Annotated in this window: 13 protein-coding genes; 9 read left to right on the top strand and 4 right to left on the bottom strand. The window is 71.6% G+C overall.

Going from position 1 to position 17,324, the window contains the following annotated elements; all coding sequences use genetic code 11:
* Positions 1–77: 77 nt before the first annotated feature.
* Positions 78–1,115, bottom strand: a complete 1,038-nt coding sequence (locus tag OG226_RS13750; RefSeq protein ID WP_329349118.1) for a thaumatin family protein — start codon at positions 1,113–1,115, stop codon at positions 78–80.
* Between the two features lie 353 nt (positions 1,116–1,468).
* On the opposite strand from OG226_RS13750, the gene OG226_RS13745 reads away from it, so the two are divergent.
* Positions 1,469–2,029, top strand: a complete 561-nt coding sequence (locus tag OG226_RS13745; RefSeq protein ID WP_329349117.1) for a DUF3455 domain-containing protein — start codon at positions 1,469–1,471, stop codon at positions 2,027–2,029.
* A 94-nt stretch (positions 2,030–2,123) separates the two neighbouring features.
* Here OG226_RS13745 and OG226_RS13740 read toward each other — a convergent pair whose 3' ends face one another.
* A complete protein-coding gene (locus OG226_RS13740) occupies positions 2,124–4,265 on the bottom strand; it encodes an ATP-binding protein (RefSeq protein ID WP_329349116.1) in 2,142 nt (713 codons plus the stop codon).
* Between the two features lie 310 nt (positions 4,266–4,575).
* Between OG226_RS13740 and OG226_RS13735 the strand changes: the two genes are divergently transcribed.
* Positions 4,576–5,841: an alpha/beta hydrolase gene (locus OG226_RS13735; protein ID WP_328677429.1), complete on the top strand. Its 1,266-nt coding sequence runs from the start codon at positions 4,576–4,578 to the stop codon at positions 5,839–5,841.
* A gap of 37 nt (positions 5,842–5,878) precedes the next feature.
* Here the strand turns inward: OG226_RS13735 and OG226_RS13730 are convergent, their stop codons facing one another.
* Positions 5,879–8,689, bottom strand: coding sequence for a LuxR C-terminal-related transcriptional regulator (locus OG226_RS13730; protein WP_328677427.1), 2,811 nt, complete (start codon positions 8,687–8,689; stop codon positions 5,879–5,881).
* Between the two features lie 218 nt (positions 8,690–8,907).
* On the opposite strand from OG226_RS13730, the gene OG226_RS13725 reads away from it, so the two are divergent.
* From OG226_RS13725 to OG226_RS13715, 3 genes are all read left to right on the top strand, one after another.
* Positions 8,908–9,576, top strand: coding sequence for a helix-turn-helix transcriptional regulator (locus tag OG226_RS13725; protein WP_328677425.1), 669 nt, complete (start codon positions 8,908–8,910; stop codon positions 9,574–9,576).
* A 172-nt stretch (positions 9,577–9,748) separates the two neighbouring features.
* On the top strand, positions 9,749–10,432 hold the full coding sequence (locus OG226_RS13720; RefSeq protein ID WP_328677423.1) for a DUF4255 domain-containing protein: 684 nt from the start codon (positions 9,749–9,751) through the stop codon (positions 10,430–10,432).
* A complete protein-coding gene (locus OG226_RS13715) occupies positions 10,429–12,456 on the top strand; it encodes an ATP-binding protein (RefSeq protein WP_328677421.1) in 2,028 nt (675 codons plus the stop codon). Before OG226_RS13720 ends, OG226_RS13715 begins: the two co-directional genes overlap by 4 nt.
* Positions 12,457–12,469: 13 nt before the next feature.
* On the opposite strand, the gene OG226_RS13710 is transcribed toward OG226_RS13715, so the two are convergent.
* Entirely contained in the window at positions 12,470–13,897 is a 1,428-nt protein-coding gene (locus OG226_RS13710; protein WP_329349115.1) for a COG1470 family protein, read from the bottom strand.
* Positions 13,898–14,189: 292 nt separating this feature from the next.
* Between OG226_RS13710 and OG226_RS13705 the strand changes: the two genes are divergently transcribed.
* From OG226_RS13705 to OG226_RS13690, 4 genes are all read left to right on the top strand, one after another.
* Positions 14,190–15,782: a phage tail sheath family protein gene (locus tag OG226_RS13705; protein ID WP_329349114.1), complete on the top strand. Its 1,593-nt coding sequence runs from the start codon at positions 14,190–14,192 to the stop codon at positions 15,780–15,782.
* Between the two features lie 78 nt (positions 15,783–15,860).
* A complete protein-coding gene (locus OG226_RS13700) occupies positions 15,861–16,304 on the top strand; it encodes a phage tail protein (protein WP_327400579.1) in 444 nt (147 codons plus the stop codon).
* Positions 16,304–16,810 carry a hypothetical protein gene (locus tag OG226_RS13695; protein WP_328677414.1) on the top strand — a complete coding sequence of 169 codons (507 nt, stop codon included), beginning with the start codon at positions 16,304–16,306 and terminating at the stop codon, positions 16,808–16,810. Before OG226_RS13700 ends, OG226_RS13695 begins: the two co-directional genes overlap by 1 nt.
* Entirely contained in the window at positions 16,807–16,965 is a 159-nt protein-coding gene (locus tag OG226_RS13690; RefSeq protein WP_328677412.1) for a DUF6760 family protein, read from the top strand. The genes OG226_RS13695 and OG226_RS13690 overlap by 4 nt, the downstream gene beginning before the upstream one ends.
* The last annotated feature ends 359 nt before the right edge of the window (positions 16,966–17,324 follow it).

Genomic DNA, 17,324 nt, shown 5'->3' with positions numbered 1-17,324 from the left:
GCACACGCGATGGGCGCCCGGTCCGAGAGGCCGGGCGCCCTTTCTGTGCCCGTGCCGAAGTCAGGGGCACCGCGGACTCATGGGCTCACGCCCCAGGTGATGCGGTACCCGCACTCTCCCGAGCAGGTGAGGACGCTGGTCGCGTCGTCGTTGACGTAGGAGTAGGCGAAGGGTTCGGCCTTCTTGAACACCGCCGCCGAGTCGACGGGCCAGGACGAGGGGACGCACTGGGGTCGTGCCGCGTAGGCGCCGGTGCAGCAGGTCTTGTCCGTCTTGAACACCAGGCAGGCGCTCAGGCAGGCCACGACCCGGCCGTCCCGGACGCGCTGGAGCTTGGTGGGGCAGGTCGCGTTGGCGTCCCGGGTGCACCCGGCGGCGGAGCAGCCGTTCGCGTCGATCTTGTCGTGGGACGAGCCGCCGTAACTGTTGATCCACATCGGCAGGTTGTTGCCCTCGACCAGGCTGACGTCGTAGAAGTCCATGCCGTTCCAGGCGTTCAGGTTGAACTCGGCCAGCGTGGACGGGAATTCACCCCAGGTCGACCCGCACTGGAAACGCCCGCAGTCGCCGGTCAGGCAGTGGCCGTCACCGGACGCGTCGAAGGAACAACCGGTACGCGCCCACACCCGGACGTCCCAGTGGTCGGGGACGGTGAAGCTCAGGCCGGCCCCGGGCTTCAGCACCCAACCCGTCGCCTCCACAGGGTGTTTGGGGTCCGCGGCGATCGCGGGCCAGATCGTCTGGTCGAGGCGGTTGACCAGGGTGACGGTCCGCTTGCCGGCGGGCGCGGTCTTCGGCTGCTCGGCCGCAGGGGACGGCGAGGGTTTGGCCTTGGACGGTTTCCGTGTGTCCGGGGTGGGCGAGGGGGAGGGCGTGGCGCGCGGCGATGGCGTCGTCGTGGGCGAGGGTCCGGTGCGGGACGGGGTGCCGGCCGACGCTGTGCCGTGCGTGGACGACGGGCCTGCGACCGTACGGTCTCCCGGAGTTCCCGTCTGTGCGCGGGCCGACAGGACGCCGGTCACCACGGCGAGGCAGGTCAGGAGCACCGCGGCGGCCAGGCCGACCTGTCTGCGTACCGGGCGGGGCGGGCGGGGCGCACGGCGGTGGCCCGCCACGGCTCGTGCGCGCCCTTGTCGGCGGATGGACAACCGGCAACGAGGCATGTCTCAACACTCCTGTCCGTTCCCACGCTCCGCCGCGCGGTGATCCGGTCGGCGGAGTCTTCCGTAGAGGAGACCGGCGCAGGTCCAGCCGGACAACGGAAACGGGACCGGCAATCGAGGACGGCGATACGGACGAAGTGAGCAGTGCTGGTCATAAGTCGATCAGAAGTTGGCACCCTGGCCGCGCGTAATCCCCCGTACATTGCGGCAGCGGGGCCGAAGATCATCTGATCGGCCCGGGAGTCCGGACCTCCGCGACCCCGATACCCGCGATCCTGTTCAGAAATTGCTCTGGAGACACACCGATGAAGATCGCCAAACGTCTCATCCTCACCACCGCGGCCGTCACCGCCGTGGCCGCCGGCACGCTCGTGGGCGCGACCGCCGGCCAGGCCGCCACCCCGCAGCCGCCCCTCCGCCTCGGCGTCACCGTGCCCGACGCGCTGAAGGTCCCGGACGGCAACACGCTCACCGGCGTCTTCTCCGCCGCCGGCGTCCAGACCTACACCTGCACCAACAGCGCCTGGACGCTGCTGGAGCCGGCCGCCACGCTGTGGGCCAAGAACGACCGCGCCAAGCGTCCCGTCGCCCTGCACTCCCGCGGCCCGGTGTGGGTGTCCACGGTGGACGGCAGCGCGGTCAACGGCTCCGCGATCGCCAACTCGCCCAAGACGGGCACCATCCCTGAGCTGCTGCTGAAGGCCACCGCCACCCGCGGCACCGGGATGTTCGCCGACGTCTCCTACGTCCAGCGTCTGGGCACGAGCGGCGGCGTCGCCCCCACCACGGCCTGCACCGGCATCAGCACGGACCAGGTCAGCGTGCAGTACACCGCCACGTACGCGTTCTACAAGCCCGCCAAGTAACGCGGCCGGTGGTGAAGGCAGTTGGCCCCTCGGGCGACCCCGAGGGGCCGACTGCCGGAACACGTCCGTGAACGGACCCGCCGTGGACGCCCTCTCAACTTCCTTGCGGAGGCTCCTGTCCGGCCCTGATCCGGCCGTGCACCTCCCAGTCCCACACCGTCTCGCGCACCTCGTCCAAGGCGCGGGCCAGATGCCTGCGGTACGTGCTGAACGCCAGGTTGAGCTTCCGCGCCACGGCGTCCTGCGTGGACGTCGAGTGGTACGTCAGCGTCAGCACGTCGTGCAGATGCCGGGTGCGGGGATGGGCGTCGAGCCGCTGTACGGCCTTGCCGATCAGGTCGCGCAGCGCGGTCACCGGGTCGCCCTCGCTGAGTTCCTCCACCAGCCGCCCGCGCAGCAGCGGGTTGTCGGCGAGCCCGCCGGGGTCCAGCCAGCCGCGCAGCGCCTCCCGGACGGCGGCGTCCGACTCCTCCCGACTCAGCGGTGTGACACGGGACTTGGGCTTCCCGGCAGCTACGGCCGGTGCCCCGCCGAGCAGGCGGGCGTCGATGCCCTCGGCCCACTCCTCGGCCCGCGCCACCCGCCAGTCGTGGCAGAACAGGCCGTACCCGCGATCGGCGTGCACGGCCCGGCGGGGCGGCTGGAACATGCCCAGATACGTCAACAGCGGGGCCCAGAACTTCGGTTCGGCGCTGACGAAGCACGACCAGGCGCAGTGCTTGGCGCGCAGCACCTCGAAGACGATCCGGGTGCGCACCAGGTCCCATGACCGCGAGGGGCGGTGATGGTTCTCCTCGTGCACCATGAACCGCGCCACACCGAGGTGTTCGCCCTGGCGCGGGGGAGTCATCGCGGAGACCAGCTCCCACGCCTCCGCCAGCACGGGATCGGCCGCCCGGGTCTCGTCGTCGAGCGCGTCGATCCTCAACCAGGCCATGAACCCGAGGAGTTGGCCGGTGTCGCAGCGCCGGTGGACGTGGAACGCCTCGGGCTGGCGTCTCAACCAGTAGGAGACCGTACGGGCGTTGTGCTCGCCCTCGACCCTGCGGGCCAGCTCGACCAGCGCGGCGGCGTCCTCCGGGCGCATCGGCTGCTCGTGGACGTCGGGTTCGTCCCGGGTGCCCTGGAACTCCCTCAGCCACTGGGCCCTGGAGACGATGTGGTCGAACTCGCGGGCAGCGCGCAGGGCTTCCTTCTCGGGTGCGTCGCGGACCCGCTCCACCAGATGGCGGCGGATCGCGCGGTGCATGGCCTTGTAGCGTTCCGGGTCGCGCCAGCGGAAGTCGCTGTCGAGGGCGTCACGGACGACGTCGTACGGGCACACCCCGAAGGGGCCCGACTTCATGAACGACAACTGCCTCAGCCAGGCGAAGAGTTCGGTGGCGTCCTCGTCCGGGAGCGCCACGCGCAGCAACTCCTCGGTGGTGTCCGCGACATGGCCGCACACCTCCAGTGCCCGCCGGTGGGCGGGCGAGGGCGGTCTGCCGACCATGTGGGTCAGCAGGCGGTCGACGACCGTGCGCAGCGGGGCCCAGAAGACCTCGTCCGTCGACGAGTTGCCGTGGGTCGCCGCTTCGCCCACCAGGCGCAGGGCGAGCGGATGGCCCGCGGCGAACCGGAGGAGGGACGCGTGGGGTGCGGGGTCGGCGCCCTGCGCGGTGAGCAGCGCCGCCGAGTCCGCGGGCCCCAACTCCCGCAGGGGTACGACCTGGAGGACCTCGCTCCACGCGAGGTCCGCCTTCCAGAGGGGGTCGGGTGCGTGCCGTCCGGCGACGACGACCAGGGCTCCGGAAGGTAACCGCGGCAGGAAGCGGTCGCGTATCCACTCCTCCATGGCGCGGTAGCGCTCGAAGTCGTCGACCAGCAGGACAGCGTTGTCACGGGCGAAGACCTCGGCGGTCGCCTCCTCGAAGGCCGCCGGTGAGAGCTCGACCGTACGGGCGTCGACGCCGACGACCGGCCGGCCCGCGGCGCGTGCCTCCGCGGCGAAGCGCTGCAGCAGCGCGCTCTTCCCCATGCCGCCCGGACCGTGCAGCACGATGACCATCGGGGCGCCGGGTTCGCCGGCCAACGCCCGCCGGAACAGGGCGAGTTCCTCGCGCCTGCCGACGAAGTTCTGCAGGCGGGCGGAGGCCAGTCTGTCGGCCAGCCGACCGTTTCCGGCCGATCTGCCGGGCCCGTCCGGCGAGTTGGCGTCGCCGGGACCGGACCGCAGGGCGGAATCGTCCTTCGCCATGCCGTTCCCTTTCCCGGAGTCGACCGCTTCGGACCGCTGCGAAACCTACCGGGTCGGGCCGGACGACGGGGCACGGCGAGACCTTACGGCGGGCTTACGGACGACTCCGCCGATCGCCGGAGAGATGCCGGCGGGACGCCGACCCGACACCGGACCGGACGCCGTAAACCTACGAGGGGGCCGTCCGTGGAAACCCGTACCGACCCGCTTCTTTGTCCTATTCGTGCTCGTTGAGGAACGCAGAAGGGTCCGTAGCCCTCCTTCTGTGTGAAGGAAACAGCACAGGCAAGGAAACCGGGGACTGAGTGGCATGGGTTTGACCAGCGAGACTACCGTTTATGTGGTGGCGGCCGTGGCTGCCGTCTGCGTGGCGCTGCTGGTCTGGGTGTGGCCGCGGCTCGCCAATCGGGGTGTGCGGCACGTGCTCGGGCGGCTGGCAGCCATTGGGGTGACTCAGGTCACCATCATCGCGGCGTTCGCGTGCTGGCTGAACTCCTCGTACCAGTTCTTCGGATCGTGGGGCGAGCTGTTCGGCAACGTCGACACCGCCCCCGTCGGCGTGACCCAGGCGGCCGACCACAGCGGTGACGGCTCGATCGGCGGCGTCACCGTGAAGGGCGCGCTGGTGCAGCCCGCGGGCGACGAGCAGCTGAGCCGGGTCAGCGGACTGCCCACCGGCAATCCCGCGGTGAACGGCAAGGTGGAGTCCGTGAAGGTCATCGGCCGCCGTACGGGAGTGGTCGACCCGGCGTTCGTCTACCTGCCGCCGCAGTACTTCCAGAAGGCCTACGCGCGCCAGCGCTTCCCCGTCGTCGTCGCGCTCAGCGGTTACCCGGGCAGCATCTTCAACCTCGCGCAGTACCTGCGGGTGTCGCAGACCGCCGGGCAGTTGCAGAGGAGCGGTCAGATGCAGCCGACCATCATGGTGATGATCCGGCCGACGATCGCCCCGCCGCGCGACACCGAGTGCGTGAACGTCCCTGGCGGACCGCAGACCGAGACCTTCCTCGCCAAGGACCTTCCGCAGGCCCTCAAGTCCGTCTACCGGGTGGGCCACGACGCCAGCGCCTGGGGCGTCATGGGCTACTCCTCCGGTGGCACCTGCGCCCTGCAGCTGACGATGCGCAACCCGCACGTGTACACGACGGCCGCCGCGCTCTCCCCGGACTACCGGATCAAGGACGACCCCACCACCGGCAACCTCTTCGGCAGCGGCCTCGGCCGGGTCAACCGGGTCAACGGACACGACCTGATGTGGCGGTTGAAGCACCTGCCCGTACCCCAGGTCTCCGTCCTGGTCGCCGACAGCAAGCACGGTGAGCGCGGCTATCCGCAGACCGTCGCCTTCATCAGGGCCGTCAAGGCGCCCATGCGCGTCGCGTCGATCCTTCCCGAGTCGGGGAGCCACAACTTCCCCACCTGGGTGCGGGAGATGCCCGCCTCCCTGAAGTGGATGAACCAGCAACTCACCTTCCCCCAGGACGTCGTGCCCCGGCACGTCCCCAAGAAGGGCAACAGCACCGTGCGGGCGGAGGGCACCGAGCCCAAGAAGCCGACGGCCGGGACCCGCAAGTAACTCGCGGCGGCTCACGGCCCGTTCGACGGGCGGCGGGTCACTGCCCGTTCGTATGCCCCAGCGTCCCGGGCAGTTCGCCCCGCCGCCGGATGCCCAACTTCCGGTAGGAACTGGTGAGATGGGTCTCCACCGTGCGGCGGGCCAGATGCAGCAGATCGGCGATCTCGGTGTTCGTCCGGCCGTCGGCGGCCAGTTCGGCGATCCGCCGCTCACTGGTCGTGAGCGACCGCGAACCGGTCCGCGCGGGCGCCGAGCGCCGGGCCCCGCTCTCGCCCAACGCCTCCTCCGCCAAGGCCCATTGACGTGTCGCCCCCAGCCGCTCGGCCCGCTCCGCGGCCTCCCGCAGACAGGCCCGGGCCCGCCCCCGGTCCCCGGCCGCGGTCAGCCCGCGGCCCCGCACGACCAGCGCCGACACCAACTCGGCCTCCGTGCCCACCGGCCCGCCCCGCAGCAGTCGTACGGCCTCCTCCGCGAGCTCCAGACCGCGCCGGCCACCGGTCGCCGCGGCCAGGACGCGCAGTGAACGGCCCACCGTGCGGGGCGTGTTCCACACCCGGGACAACCGCAGCTCCTCCTCCGCCAAGGCGATGGCCTCCCGGGGGCGGGCGAGCGCGAGACGGCATTCGGCGGCGGCCGTGCGCCACGGGGTGACGATCGGGCTGAACACCTCACGGGCCGACTGGCGGCGCCCGCACTCCAGGAAGTCGTGCAGCGCGCCCGCCGTGTCGCCGGTGGCGGCGCGCACCGCGCCCCGCGCGTAGAGAAAGCGGCTCAACTCCCAGGATTCGGGCGCCGACCGCAGATCGAAACCCTCCGCGAGCCGCAGCGCCCGCGCCTCCTCGCCGGTCGCCACGAGCGACAGCAGCACATGGGCCTGCCGGTTGGAGGGCCCGCGGCGCGCCCTCTCGCGCGGGCACGGGTCCGCCAGCAACCGCGCGTGCTCGCCGCGCGTGGCCAGGATGTCGGCCCGTACGTTGACCAGCGCCTCGTGCATCGGGTGCAGCACGTCGGGACGCTGACCGACCAGGCCGCGCTCCACCAGCCGTTCCGCTTCCGGGAGTTCGTCGGCCCACTGGGCGACGGCGGCGGCCGTGCCGATCAGGAACGGCTCGGTCAGCGGATCGGCGGGCTGCGCGAGCAGCGCCCGCAGCCGCCGCATCGCCTCCGCGGCCGAGATCAGCCCGGCCGTGGCCGCATGCCGTACGACCAGCGCGTGACCGGCCGTGCCGACCAGCTCCGGCGAGTGCTCGGCGGCGTCGCACAGCCACCGGTACACATCCTTCCGCACCGTCTGGTCCTGCTCGGACAGCAGCACCGAGGCGGTCTGGAGGGCGCGGATCAGCTGCGGCCGGTCCGTCAACTCGTCCTCCACCGTGCGCAGTACGTCCACCGCGGCCAGGGTCCGGCCCCGCCCGGCCAGCGCCGTGCCCAGCGCGACCGCCGCCCGCACCGTGTCCTGCGGCGCCCCCGGCAGCCGTAGCGCCTCGCTCAGCCGGGGGATGCCGGCCGAGGACGTCTGCGCCTTGTACTCCAGGGAGCCCAGTTCGGTCAGCAGACGCTGTCTGCGGGCGTCCTGGAGCGGCTCCGCCAGGACCCGGCGCAGGAAGGCCGCCGCGTCGGACGTGCGGCCGTCACGCAGCGCGAGCGAGGCCGCCTCCTGGAGCGCGGCCGATGCCCAGGGCTCGCCCACCGGATCGGACAGCAGCAACTGCCGGGCGACCGTGTCGGGGGAGACACCGTGGCGCTGCATCGTCTCGGCCGCCGCCGCGTGTGCGGCCCGCCGTCGGGTCGCGGGCACGCCGGTGAGCACCGCGTCGCGCAGGAGCGGATGCGCGTAGCGCGGACGCCCGTCGGGGTCGGGGCGCAGCACCCCGAGCCCGCTCATCGCGGTGAGCCAGCCGGTCACCCGCGCCGGGTCGACACCCGTCAACTCGGCGATCACGGCGGCCAGTTCCTCGGCGGGGCCGGTGGCGTGGCCGCTCGGCAGATCCCGCGGGGCGCCCCCGTCCCACCCCTCGTCCAGCGCGGCCAGCGTCCGGGCGACCTCGCCGGTGGCCGGACCCGCGTTGTCCAACCACCAGGACACGGCGGCCGGATACGCGCCTGGGTACAGCGCGGCGGACGTCTTCGGCATGGTCGGATGCCGGCCGGCGCCGAGGTCGTCGAGCAGGGCCCGCAGCAGCAACGGGTTGCCTGCACCGGCCCGGACACAGTCCTCCACCCATGGCTCGGCGGCATCCGGGTGGGCCGAACGCACCAGCTCGGCCGCCGAGTTCGCGGTCAGCGGGGCCAGCGTGAGCGTGCGGACCAGGGCGGGCGACAGGCTGTGGGTCAGGCCCGGGGCCGGTGGGTCGACGTCGTACTGGCTGCGTTCCGTGGCGACCAGCAGGATCCGTAATCGGTCGACGTGCCGGGCGGACTCGACCAGCCAGCGGTGCGAGGCGGGGTCGGCCAGATGGACGTCGTCCACGGCGATCAGCAGCGGTGCCCGGTCGGCGTACGAGTGCAGCACCCGCCGGAACAGCTCGGCGCTCGCCCGCTCGTCCCCGGTGAACCTCGCGTCCCCGAACTCCGCTACCGGAGCCACCAGTTGCAGCACGGTGGCGTACGGCACCGCCTGGTCGCGGGGCGAACAGCGGGCCCGCAGCACCCGCATGCCGTGGGCCAAGGCGTCCGTGACGGCGCCCTCCAGCACGGCGGTACGGCCCGTCCCGGTGGCCCCGCGCAGCAGCACCAGCCGGCCGGCACCGGCTCGGGCCCACGCGGCCTCCGCCGCCAACAGCCGTGTCGCGTGCCGGTGTTCGGGCGGCGTCGCGGACGCTCCGGCGTCAGGCGTCGATACCGTCATCGCGGTCCTCCTCGTGTCCCTCGTACCCGTCGTGCCGGTCGCTTCCGTCGTGTTGGCCGCTCACTCGCCGTGGTCCGCCGTACGTCCGATCTCGTGGTGCTGCTCGTGGTGCTCCACGATTGCGCGCGCCCCGTCCGTCCCGTGAGGGTGAGGAGTACACGGCCGCCACCAGCGCACCTGGGGTGGCGCGTAGTTGGATGTGGATTCGAGGGAGAACGTTGCTCAGCTCATCGCGGCCCGCACACCCCGGTACCGCCGACCCCGCCGACCGGATACCCGTGGCGGTGCACGCCTCGGACCCGATCTCCCGCGAGGGAGCCCTCAGCCAGCTGCGCCGATACCCGGAGATCGACCTCCGCGAGGAGAACGACACCGGTCCCGGCAGGGTGGCCCTGTTCATCGCCGACACCCTCGACGAGACCGCGCTCACCCGGCTGCGCCGGCTCGTGCGCAGCGAGGGCGGGCGCGCCGTGCTCGTCGTCGGGGCGCTGCGCGAGGCCGAGTTGCTCGATGTGATCGAGTGCGGGGTCGGTGCCATCGTGTGGCGCGGGGAGGCGACCGCGCAGCGCCTGGTGCAGGCCGTGGTCGCCGCGGCGCGCGGGGACGGCGACCTGCCGGCCGATCTGATCGGCCGGCTCGTCGAACAGGTGGGGACGATGCACCGCAGCGCGGCGGGCCGGTCCGGAGTCCATCCCTCGGGGCTCTCGCCGCGTGAGGTGGACGTCCTGCGGCTGGTCGCCGAGGGGCTGGACACCGGAGAGATAGCCAGCAAGCTCTCCTATTCGGAACGCACCGTCAAAAACGTCATGCACGGACTGACCACACGCCTTCACCTGCGCAATCGGGCGCATGCCGTGGCGCATGCCCTTCGGGAAGGCTACATCTGACCGAACGGGCACTCGAAGGAGAACACGCGGGCAGCGTGTCGTGCCCTGTGCCCGTCCCCAAGGTGCTTGCGGGGACGGGCGGTTGGGACGGCACGATCGAGGGACGGCCGACAGGGGCGTACCGGGCGCCGTACCGCGGGGCACGACAGCACGGCAGGGCGGGAGTTCGGCGGTGATCCACGAGGTGGACGAGGTTCTGGGGGACCTGATCGGAGGGGGCGCCCTGGCCGGTTCGGGCATCGAGGTCTCCTTCGACGCCCCGACCCGTGACTGGGCGGCCCGCCGCAACACCCCCACGATCAACACCTACTTGTACGACATCCGGGAGGACGTGCACCGGCGCCAGCGCGGGCACGTGGCCGTGCGCGACGAGCGGGACGTGGTCGTCAAGCGCCGCCAGCCGCCGCGCTGGTTCCGGCTGTCGTACCTGGTGACGGCGTGGACGAAGCGGCCACAGGACGAACACCGGCTGCTGTCCGCCGTGTTGTCGACCCTGATCCCGCGCGAACTGCTCGCCCCCGCGGAACTTCCCGGTTCCCTGCGTGAGTTGGGTCTGTCGGTGCCGATCTCGGTGGCCGGCATCCAGACCGAGTCCCGCTCCCTCGCGGAGATCTGGTCCGCCCTCGGCGGCGAACTCAAGCCGTCCCTCGACCTCGTGGTCACCGCGCCCTTCCCGGCCTACCCCGAGTACGACGCCGGCCCGCCCGTCACCGAGGGCGCGGCGGTCCGCGTGAGCGGCCTCGACGGCAGGGAACCTGGCGTGGAGGAACGCGCCCACCGACCGCGCCAGGTGGCGGCGGTACGGGAGTCCCGTGAGGTGGCCCGGCGCAAGAGGGCGCCGGGGACGCCGACATGACGGTCACGGACGAGGCCGTCGCCTTCACCGGTGGGTCGGAGACCGACGCCCTCCTCGCCCGGCTCGGTCGGCTCCGGGAGCGAGTCGCCCTGCTCGTCGACCGGCGTTCCGTCACCGACCCCACGGCCGGTGACCCGATGCGCGGCCTGTACCTCCCGGAAGAGGCGGTACGGCAGCTGCTGCTGCGCTCCCCGGAACCGGAACCGGAACGGGAACTGGCAACGCCCGCAACCGAGTTGGCGCACAGCCCGGCCGACCGGCTGGCCGCCCTGCGCCTGACCGACCTCGACACCGCCCTCCTCCTCGTCGCTCTCGCTCCCGACCTGGACCGCACCTTCGAGCCGCTCTACGGCTACCTCAACGACGACGTCAGCCGCCGCCGGGCCACCGTGGGACTCGCCCTGGACCTGTGCGGCGTACCGGCACACCAGGCGTCGGGCCGGGCCCGGTTCCTTCCGACGGCCCCGCTGTCCGTCCTCGGCCTGCTCACCGTGGAGGAACCCGAACACCCCTTCCTCAGCCGCTCGTTGCGTGTGTCCGACCGGGTCGTGGCGCATCTGCTCGGCGACGACACCCCGGACGCGAGCCTCACCGGGCATCTCCATCCGCTGCCGGTGCCGAGCGTGTCCCACGACGGGCAAGAGCCGGGCCCCGACGGCGAGTTCACCGGCTTCGTGGACCGGCTGGCCGCGCTGCTCGCCGAAGGTCCGCCCCTCGCCGTGTATGTGAGGGAGCGTCACGAGGGTGACGGGCTCGTGTGCGTGTCGAGTGCCCTGCACGCGGCCGGTGTGGCCGCCGTGCGGTACTCCGGTCCCGTGGAGCGGGTGCCGGAGTTGCTGCGCGAGGCCCGGCTGAGTGGTCGTACGGTCGTCGTGGGTGCACTGTCCGACCAACCCGGCGCACTGGTAAGGGCGTTGACCGATGCCGTCGATGTCTCCGTGCTGATCGCCGGTGCGCGGCCGTACGACCCGCAGTGGTGCGAGAGTGATCCGCTGATCCTGGAGGCGCCCCGGCAGCGGGCCGCGGCGGTGCGGGCCTGGACGGACGCGGTCGGCGAGCAGAGCGGCTTCGACGTACGGGCCACCGTCGCGCCGTACCATCTCGGCGCCGACCGCATCGCGCGCGCCGCCCGTGCGGCACATGGTCTTGCCGCGTTCGACGGCACCCCGATGAGCGCCGCCCATCTGCGGCTCGCGGCACGGCAGCAGTCGGCGTCGGGGCTCGAACAGCATGCCCGGCGGATCCGGCCCGCCGTCGACTGGCGGGACCTGGTCCTGCCCGAGCGGTCGCTGACCCAGCTGCACGAACTCGCCCTGCGCGCCCGGCACCGCGACCGGGTCCTCGGCGACTGGCGGCTCAGCGCGGGCGGTGGCCGGGGGCGTGGTGTGCTCGGTCTGTTCGCGGGGGAGTCCGGCACCGGCAAGACGCTGTCGGCGGAGGTCGTCGCGGCCGAACTCGGCCTGGATCTCTATGTCGTTCAGCTGTCGTCGATCGTCGACAAGTACGTCGGCGAGACCGAGAAGAACCTCGAACGGATCTTCACGGAGGCCGACCGCACCGACGCCGTGCTCCTCTTCGACGAGGCCGACGCCGTCTTCGGCAAGCGCTCCGAGGTGAAGGACTCGCACGACCGGTACGCCAACATGGAGAGCGCCTATCTGCTCCAACGCCTGGAGTCCTTCGACGGGATCGCGCTGCTCACCACCAACCTGCGCGCCAACATCGACGAGGCGTTCACCCGCCGGCTGGACCTGGTCGTCGACTTCCCGTTCCCGGACCCGGCCCAGCGGCTCGCGCTGTGGCGGCACGGGCTGACCCATGTGCCGAGCGTGCCCGACCTCGAACTCGGTCCGCTGGCCAAGGAGTTCGAGCTGGCCGGCGGCTCCATCCGCAGCGCCGTCGTCACCGCCGCGTACCTCGCCGCCGGACGCGGGGACACGGTGACCGCGGCGGACCTCCTCGAAGGGGCCCGCCGCGAATACCGCAAGGCGGGGCGGCTGGTGCCGGGAGAAGGCACCTGGTAGCCGCCCCGGTGAGTCAGTTCGGCACGGTCAGCCTGACCGCCACCAGCCAGTGGTTGTTGTCGAGGGTGCCCGAGAAGCCGTACGCGGGCCGCGGGGCGGTGCACTTCTGATCGCCCCAGTCCCAGCCGGAACTGCGGACGATCCAACAGAGCTGACCACTGCCGATGTTGTTCGCGAAGCCCGTCATGTACGCGGCGCCCGGCTTCGCGGCGCCGATGTAGTTGTCCTTGCCGTCGGCGATGATGGCCGTCCATCCCGAAGGCTGGTACTTGCCGATGCCGTTGGTCGACGCGGGGTCGTGGATGAAGGCGTTGGCGGCCGAACCGGCGGTCCCGGAGACCGCGATGTTCACGGAGAGGATCTGCTCGTCGTCGGTGGACGTGGCGGCCGCGGCGCCGTCGCACTCCGGGGCCTTCCAGCCCTTGCCGCCGATGTAGATCCGGTAGCAGACATGGCGTCCGGAGTCCCGCGCGGCCAGCTTGTTCACCGCGGTCGCCGCCGTCACGGGCTTCGGCTTGGCGGACGGCTTGGAGTCCCCGCCGCCGCCCGACCCGCCACCGGTCGCCGCGGCCGTCGAGGTCTCGGCCGCCGGGGGCGGGCTCGTCGCGACGGGCGAGGGCGGCGGGGGAGCGGCGCTCAGGGTGGGGCTGGGCGCGAGCGTGCTGACGCCCGCGTCCTTCAACTGCTCGGTGGCGGCCGTCCTCACCTGCGGCTTGTACGCGATCCACAGCATGAGGAAGGTGAGCGCGAGCGCGGTCAGGACACCGAGGAAGGTGGCCAGCCAGCGCGGCAGGAACCCGCGCTGGAGATAAGTCCCCTCCACGGGAAGCGGGTTGGCGCCGGACCGCAACACGCTGAGCGTGTACGGCCGTTGCTCCTTCGGCCCGAACCAGATGATCTTCCGCGGCTTCAGGGACGCCTTGACGAACGCGGCCCGGCCCGGCTCGATCTGCACATTGCCCGGATGGATGTCGTACGACAACTGGTCGCCGTTGTCGCTGCCGCTGATCGACGCCGTCAGCCTGGTGTTGCCCAGGTTGTCCACGGCGAGTTGGGGGCGGCCCCGGAAACGTCCCTTGACCGTCGGCGGCACCAGCTCCGCCCGCACCTCCGTGAACGGGGTGATGGTCAGATTGCCCTCGGGGACGGTGACCGCCTCCGGGTGCTCGGTCGGCGTGATCCGTACCGCGTACGGGTTCGGGCCCGCCGTCGCGTCCGGGGTGCGCGGCGGCGCGAACGTCAGGTCGACCGTGCCCGTCGTGCCCGGATAGAGCCGCAGCGTCTGCGGCTCCACAGTGGTCCAGGGCGTGATGCTCCCCACCGGCTCGAAGCGGTACTCGTCCACGACGTCGCCGGTGTTGCGCAGCCGCAGCCGCACGCGGGTACTGCCACCGGGATCGACGGTCGCGGACGCGGGCTCCAGGGAGGTCCACAGACTCATGAGCCGACGCTACGACGGATGGTGAGGGCGCGTCAGGAGTCGCCCGGGCAACACCAGTTGCCCAAAAGGGCCGCTCATCAAACCCGTCACTGCCCCCACGGCGACGGCGTCCACCGCGGTGGCACGGTTTTACGGAGGACATGACGCGGCGGGCTGCCCGCGAACCGTGCCGGGGACTGCCCCTGAGGGCAAGGAAGTTGCCCCAAGGCAGGCACTCGGGGACGTTTCGGCGGCCGGGTCGCGCGCGTGACGCTTGAGGGCATCCTGTCTCGTACCCCGAGGAGAGCAGAGCATGCCGTCCTATCTGTCGCCCGGCGTCTACGTCGAGGAGGTGGCCAGCGGCTCGCGCCCGATCGAGGGAGTGGGCACCTCGGTGGCGGCCTTCGTGGGCCTGGCCCCGACCGGTCCGCTGAACGAGCCGACCCTGGTGACCAACTGGACGCAGTACGTCGCTGCCTTCGGTGAGTTCACCGACGGGTACTACCTCGCGCACTCCGTCTACGGCTTCTTCAACAACGGCGGTTCGGCCGCCTACGTCGTCCGCGTCGGCGGCACCGCCGTGGGCACCGCCGCCGAGTCCAACTCCCCGTCCGCCGTGACGGGTTCGGCCGCCCCGGCCGCGCTGCCGCCCGGCGAGCCGGCCCAGCTCGGCACCTTCGCCGTGACCGCGCTGGCGCCAGGCGACCTGAGCGTCGAGGTGGCCGACGCCGAGGGTGAAGGCCCCGCCGAACGGTTCCGGCTGATCGTCAAGGACGCCGGCAAGGACGTCGAGAGCTTCGACGTGACCGCCAAGAAGGGCGGCCGCAACTACGTCGTCACTCAGGTCAAGGAGCGCTCCAAGCTCATCGCCGTGGCCGAGACGGCGCCCGCCGCGCAGCTGGCCCGCCCGGAGAACCAGACGGTCGCCCTCACCGCGCCCGCGCCCGCTTCCGCCGCACCCGCCGTACCCGGCAAGGGAAATGACACCGCGTCACATCCCGGCCCGGCCACCTACCTCGGCGACTCCTCCGACCGCACCGGCTTCGGCGGCCTGGAGGCCGTGGACGAGATCTCCATGGTCGCGGTGCCCGACCTGATGGCCGCCTACCAGCGCGGCGCGATCGACCTGGAGGCCGTCAAGGCAGTCCAGTTGGGCCTCATCGCGCACTGCGAGCTGATGGGCGACCGGGTCGCCGTCATCGACCCGCCGCCGAGCCTGAACGCCCGTCAGATCCGGGTCTGGCGGCAGGAGACGGCCGGCTACGACTCCAAGTACGCGGCCCTGTACTACCCGTGGATCAAGACCTTCGACCCGTCCAGCGGACAGTCCCGGCTGATCCCGCCGAGCGGCCACATCTCCGGCGTGTGGGCCCGCAACGACTCCGAGCGCGGCGTGCACAAGGCGCCCGCCAACGAGGTCGTACGCGGCGCGGTCGACCTGGAGACCCAAATCACCCGCGGCGAGCAGGACTTGCTCAACCCGATCGGCGTCAACTGCATCCGGGCCTTCCCGGGCCGCGGCATCCGCGTCTGGGGCGCCCGCACCATGTCCTCCGACCCGGCCTGGCGCTACCTCAACATCCGCCGGTACTTCAACTACCTGGAGGAGTCGATCCTGATCGGCACTCAGTGGGTGGTGTTCGAGCCGAACGACCACGCCCTCTGGGCGCGGATCCGGCGCAACATCTCGGCCTTCCTGGTCAACGAGTGGCGCAGCGGCGCCCTGTTCGGCCAGCGGCCGGAGGAGGCGTACTACGTCAAGTGCGACGAGGAGACCAACCCGCCGGAGTCCGTCGACGTCGGCCGGGTCGTCTGCGAGATCGGCATCGCGCCGGTCAAGCCGGCCGAGTTCGTGATCTTCCGACTGGCTCAGTTCTCCAGCGGCAGCGGGGAGTTGGAGGAGTAGGCGAGGCCGGGCCCGCCGTCACTCCAGGTCGTCATCTCCCCAGGTCGTCTTCAACACCCTTAGAAGGACAGCGAATTCATGAGTCTCCAGCCGGGTGACGCCCTCACCTCACACAATTTCGGCCTGCAGATCGACGGCGTGATGGTCGAGTACCTCGCGGAGGTCAGCGGCCTCAGCATCGAGCAGGACGTCATCACGTACCAGCAGAACACCCCCAACGGCCAGAACGTGGTCAAGAACATGCCGGGCGTGAAGAAGAACGGCACCTGCACGGTGATTCGCGGCATGACCCAGTCGGCCTCGTTCACCCAGTGGATCAACGAGTCGATCTCCGGTCAGATGACCACCGCGCGCAAGAACGCGTCGATCATCATGATGGACTTCCAGAACAACCCGGTGAAGCGCTACCACCTGCGCAACGCCTGGTGCAGCAAGATCGACGCGAGCACGGTGAAGGCGGGCGAGGCCGCCGCCCTCACCGAGTCCGTGACCATCGTGTTCGAAGAACTGGTCATCGAATAATGAGGCGTTCGGCGGCTACGGCGGTGGCCGCGCCGGGTGCGGGTGCTGCTGCGGAGACGTCGGTGGGGGTGGGGGCCGGTCCGACGGCGGCCCCGGCCCCGGCCGCCCCGGCGCCCGCTCCGGCCGTACGGCAGACACTGCGGACCGAATTCCCCTTCCAGCTGCCGCGCGGTTACGTCGACGATTCCGGCACGGTCCACCAGGACGGTGTGATGCGACTGGCCACCGCACGCGACGAGTTGGTGCCGCTGCGGGACGTCCGGGTGCAGGAGAACCCGGCGTATCTGTCGGTGGTGCTGCTCGGCCGGGTGATCACCAGGCTGGGCACCGTCCCCATGGTCCACGACGGGATCGTGGAGAACATGTTCGCCTCCGACCTCGCCTTCCTCCAGGACTTCTACCGCCAGATCAACGCGGAAGGGCACACCCGCGCGGCAGTTCAGTGCCCGCACTGCGCGGAACCCTTCGAAGTGGAGCTCGGCGGGAGCCGCCTGGGGGAATCGTGACGTACGCGACCGACCGGCTGCACGAGGAGATCGCGTACGTCGCCTACCACTTCCACTGGCGTCTGGAGGACATCCTGGACCTCGAACACCACGACCGCCGCCGCTACTTGGGCGAGATCGCGTCCCTGGTGACGCGCTCCGGGGCGGAGGGCTGACCGGTGGGGTTCTTGGACCGGTTGCGGGGACGGGCTGGAGAGGACGCCGACTCCGGTACGGGTACGGGTACGGGAGTCGGCGAGGTGCGGAGTTCCGGTGAGGCGGACGGCTCCGCAGGTCCGGTGAGTTCGCCATCTACGGCCTCTACTGCCTCTACGGCTCCTGCGGTGGCCTTGGCCGCGTGGCCTGGGCTGCCGCCGATCCAGCGGGCTTCCGCTGTCGGGGGGACCGGGGTTGCCGATGCCGGGTTCGGTGCGCGTCTGCCCACCTGGCAGAACCCGTCGTTCACCGGGACGGGGTTCCGTGCGGTGCTGGACGCGGAGCGGAGTGCCCGGATCGCGGGTTCCTCGCTGCCTGC

Origin of the sequence: Streptomyces sp. NBC_01261 (assembly GCF_036226385.1) — a bacterium.
Classification (GTDB): Bacteria; Actinomycetota; Actinomycetes; order Streptomycetales; family Streptomycetaceae; genus Streptomyces.
This window is presented reverse-complemented; position numbering and strand designations above follow the sequence as displayed.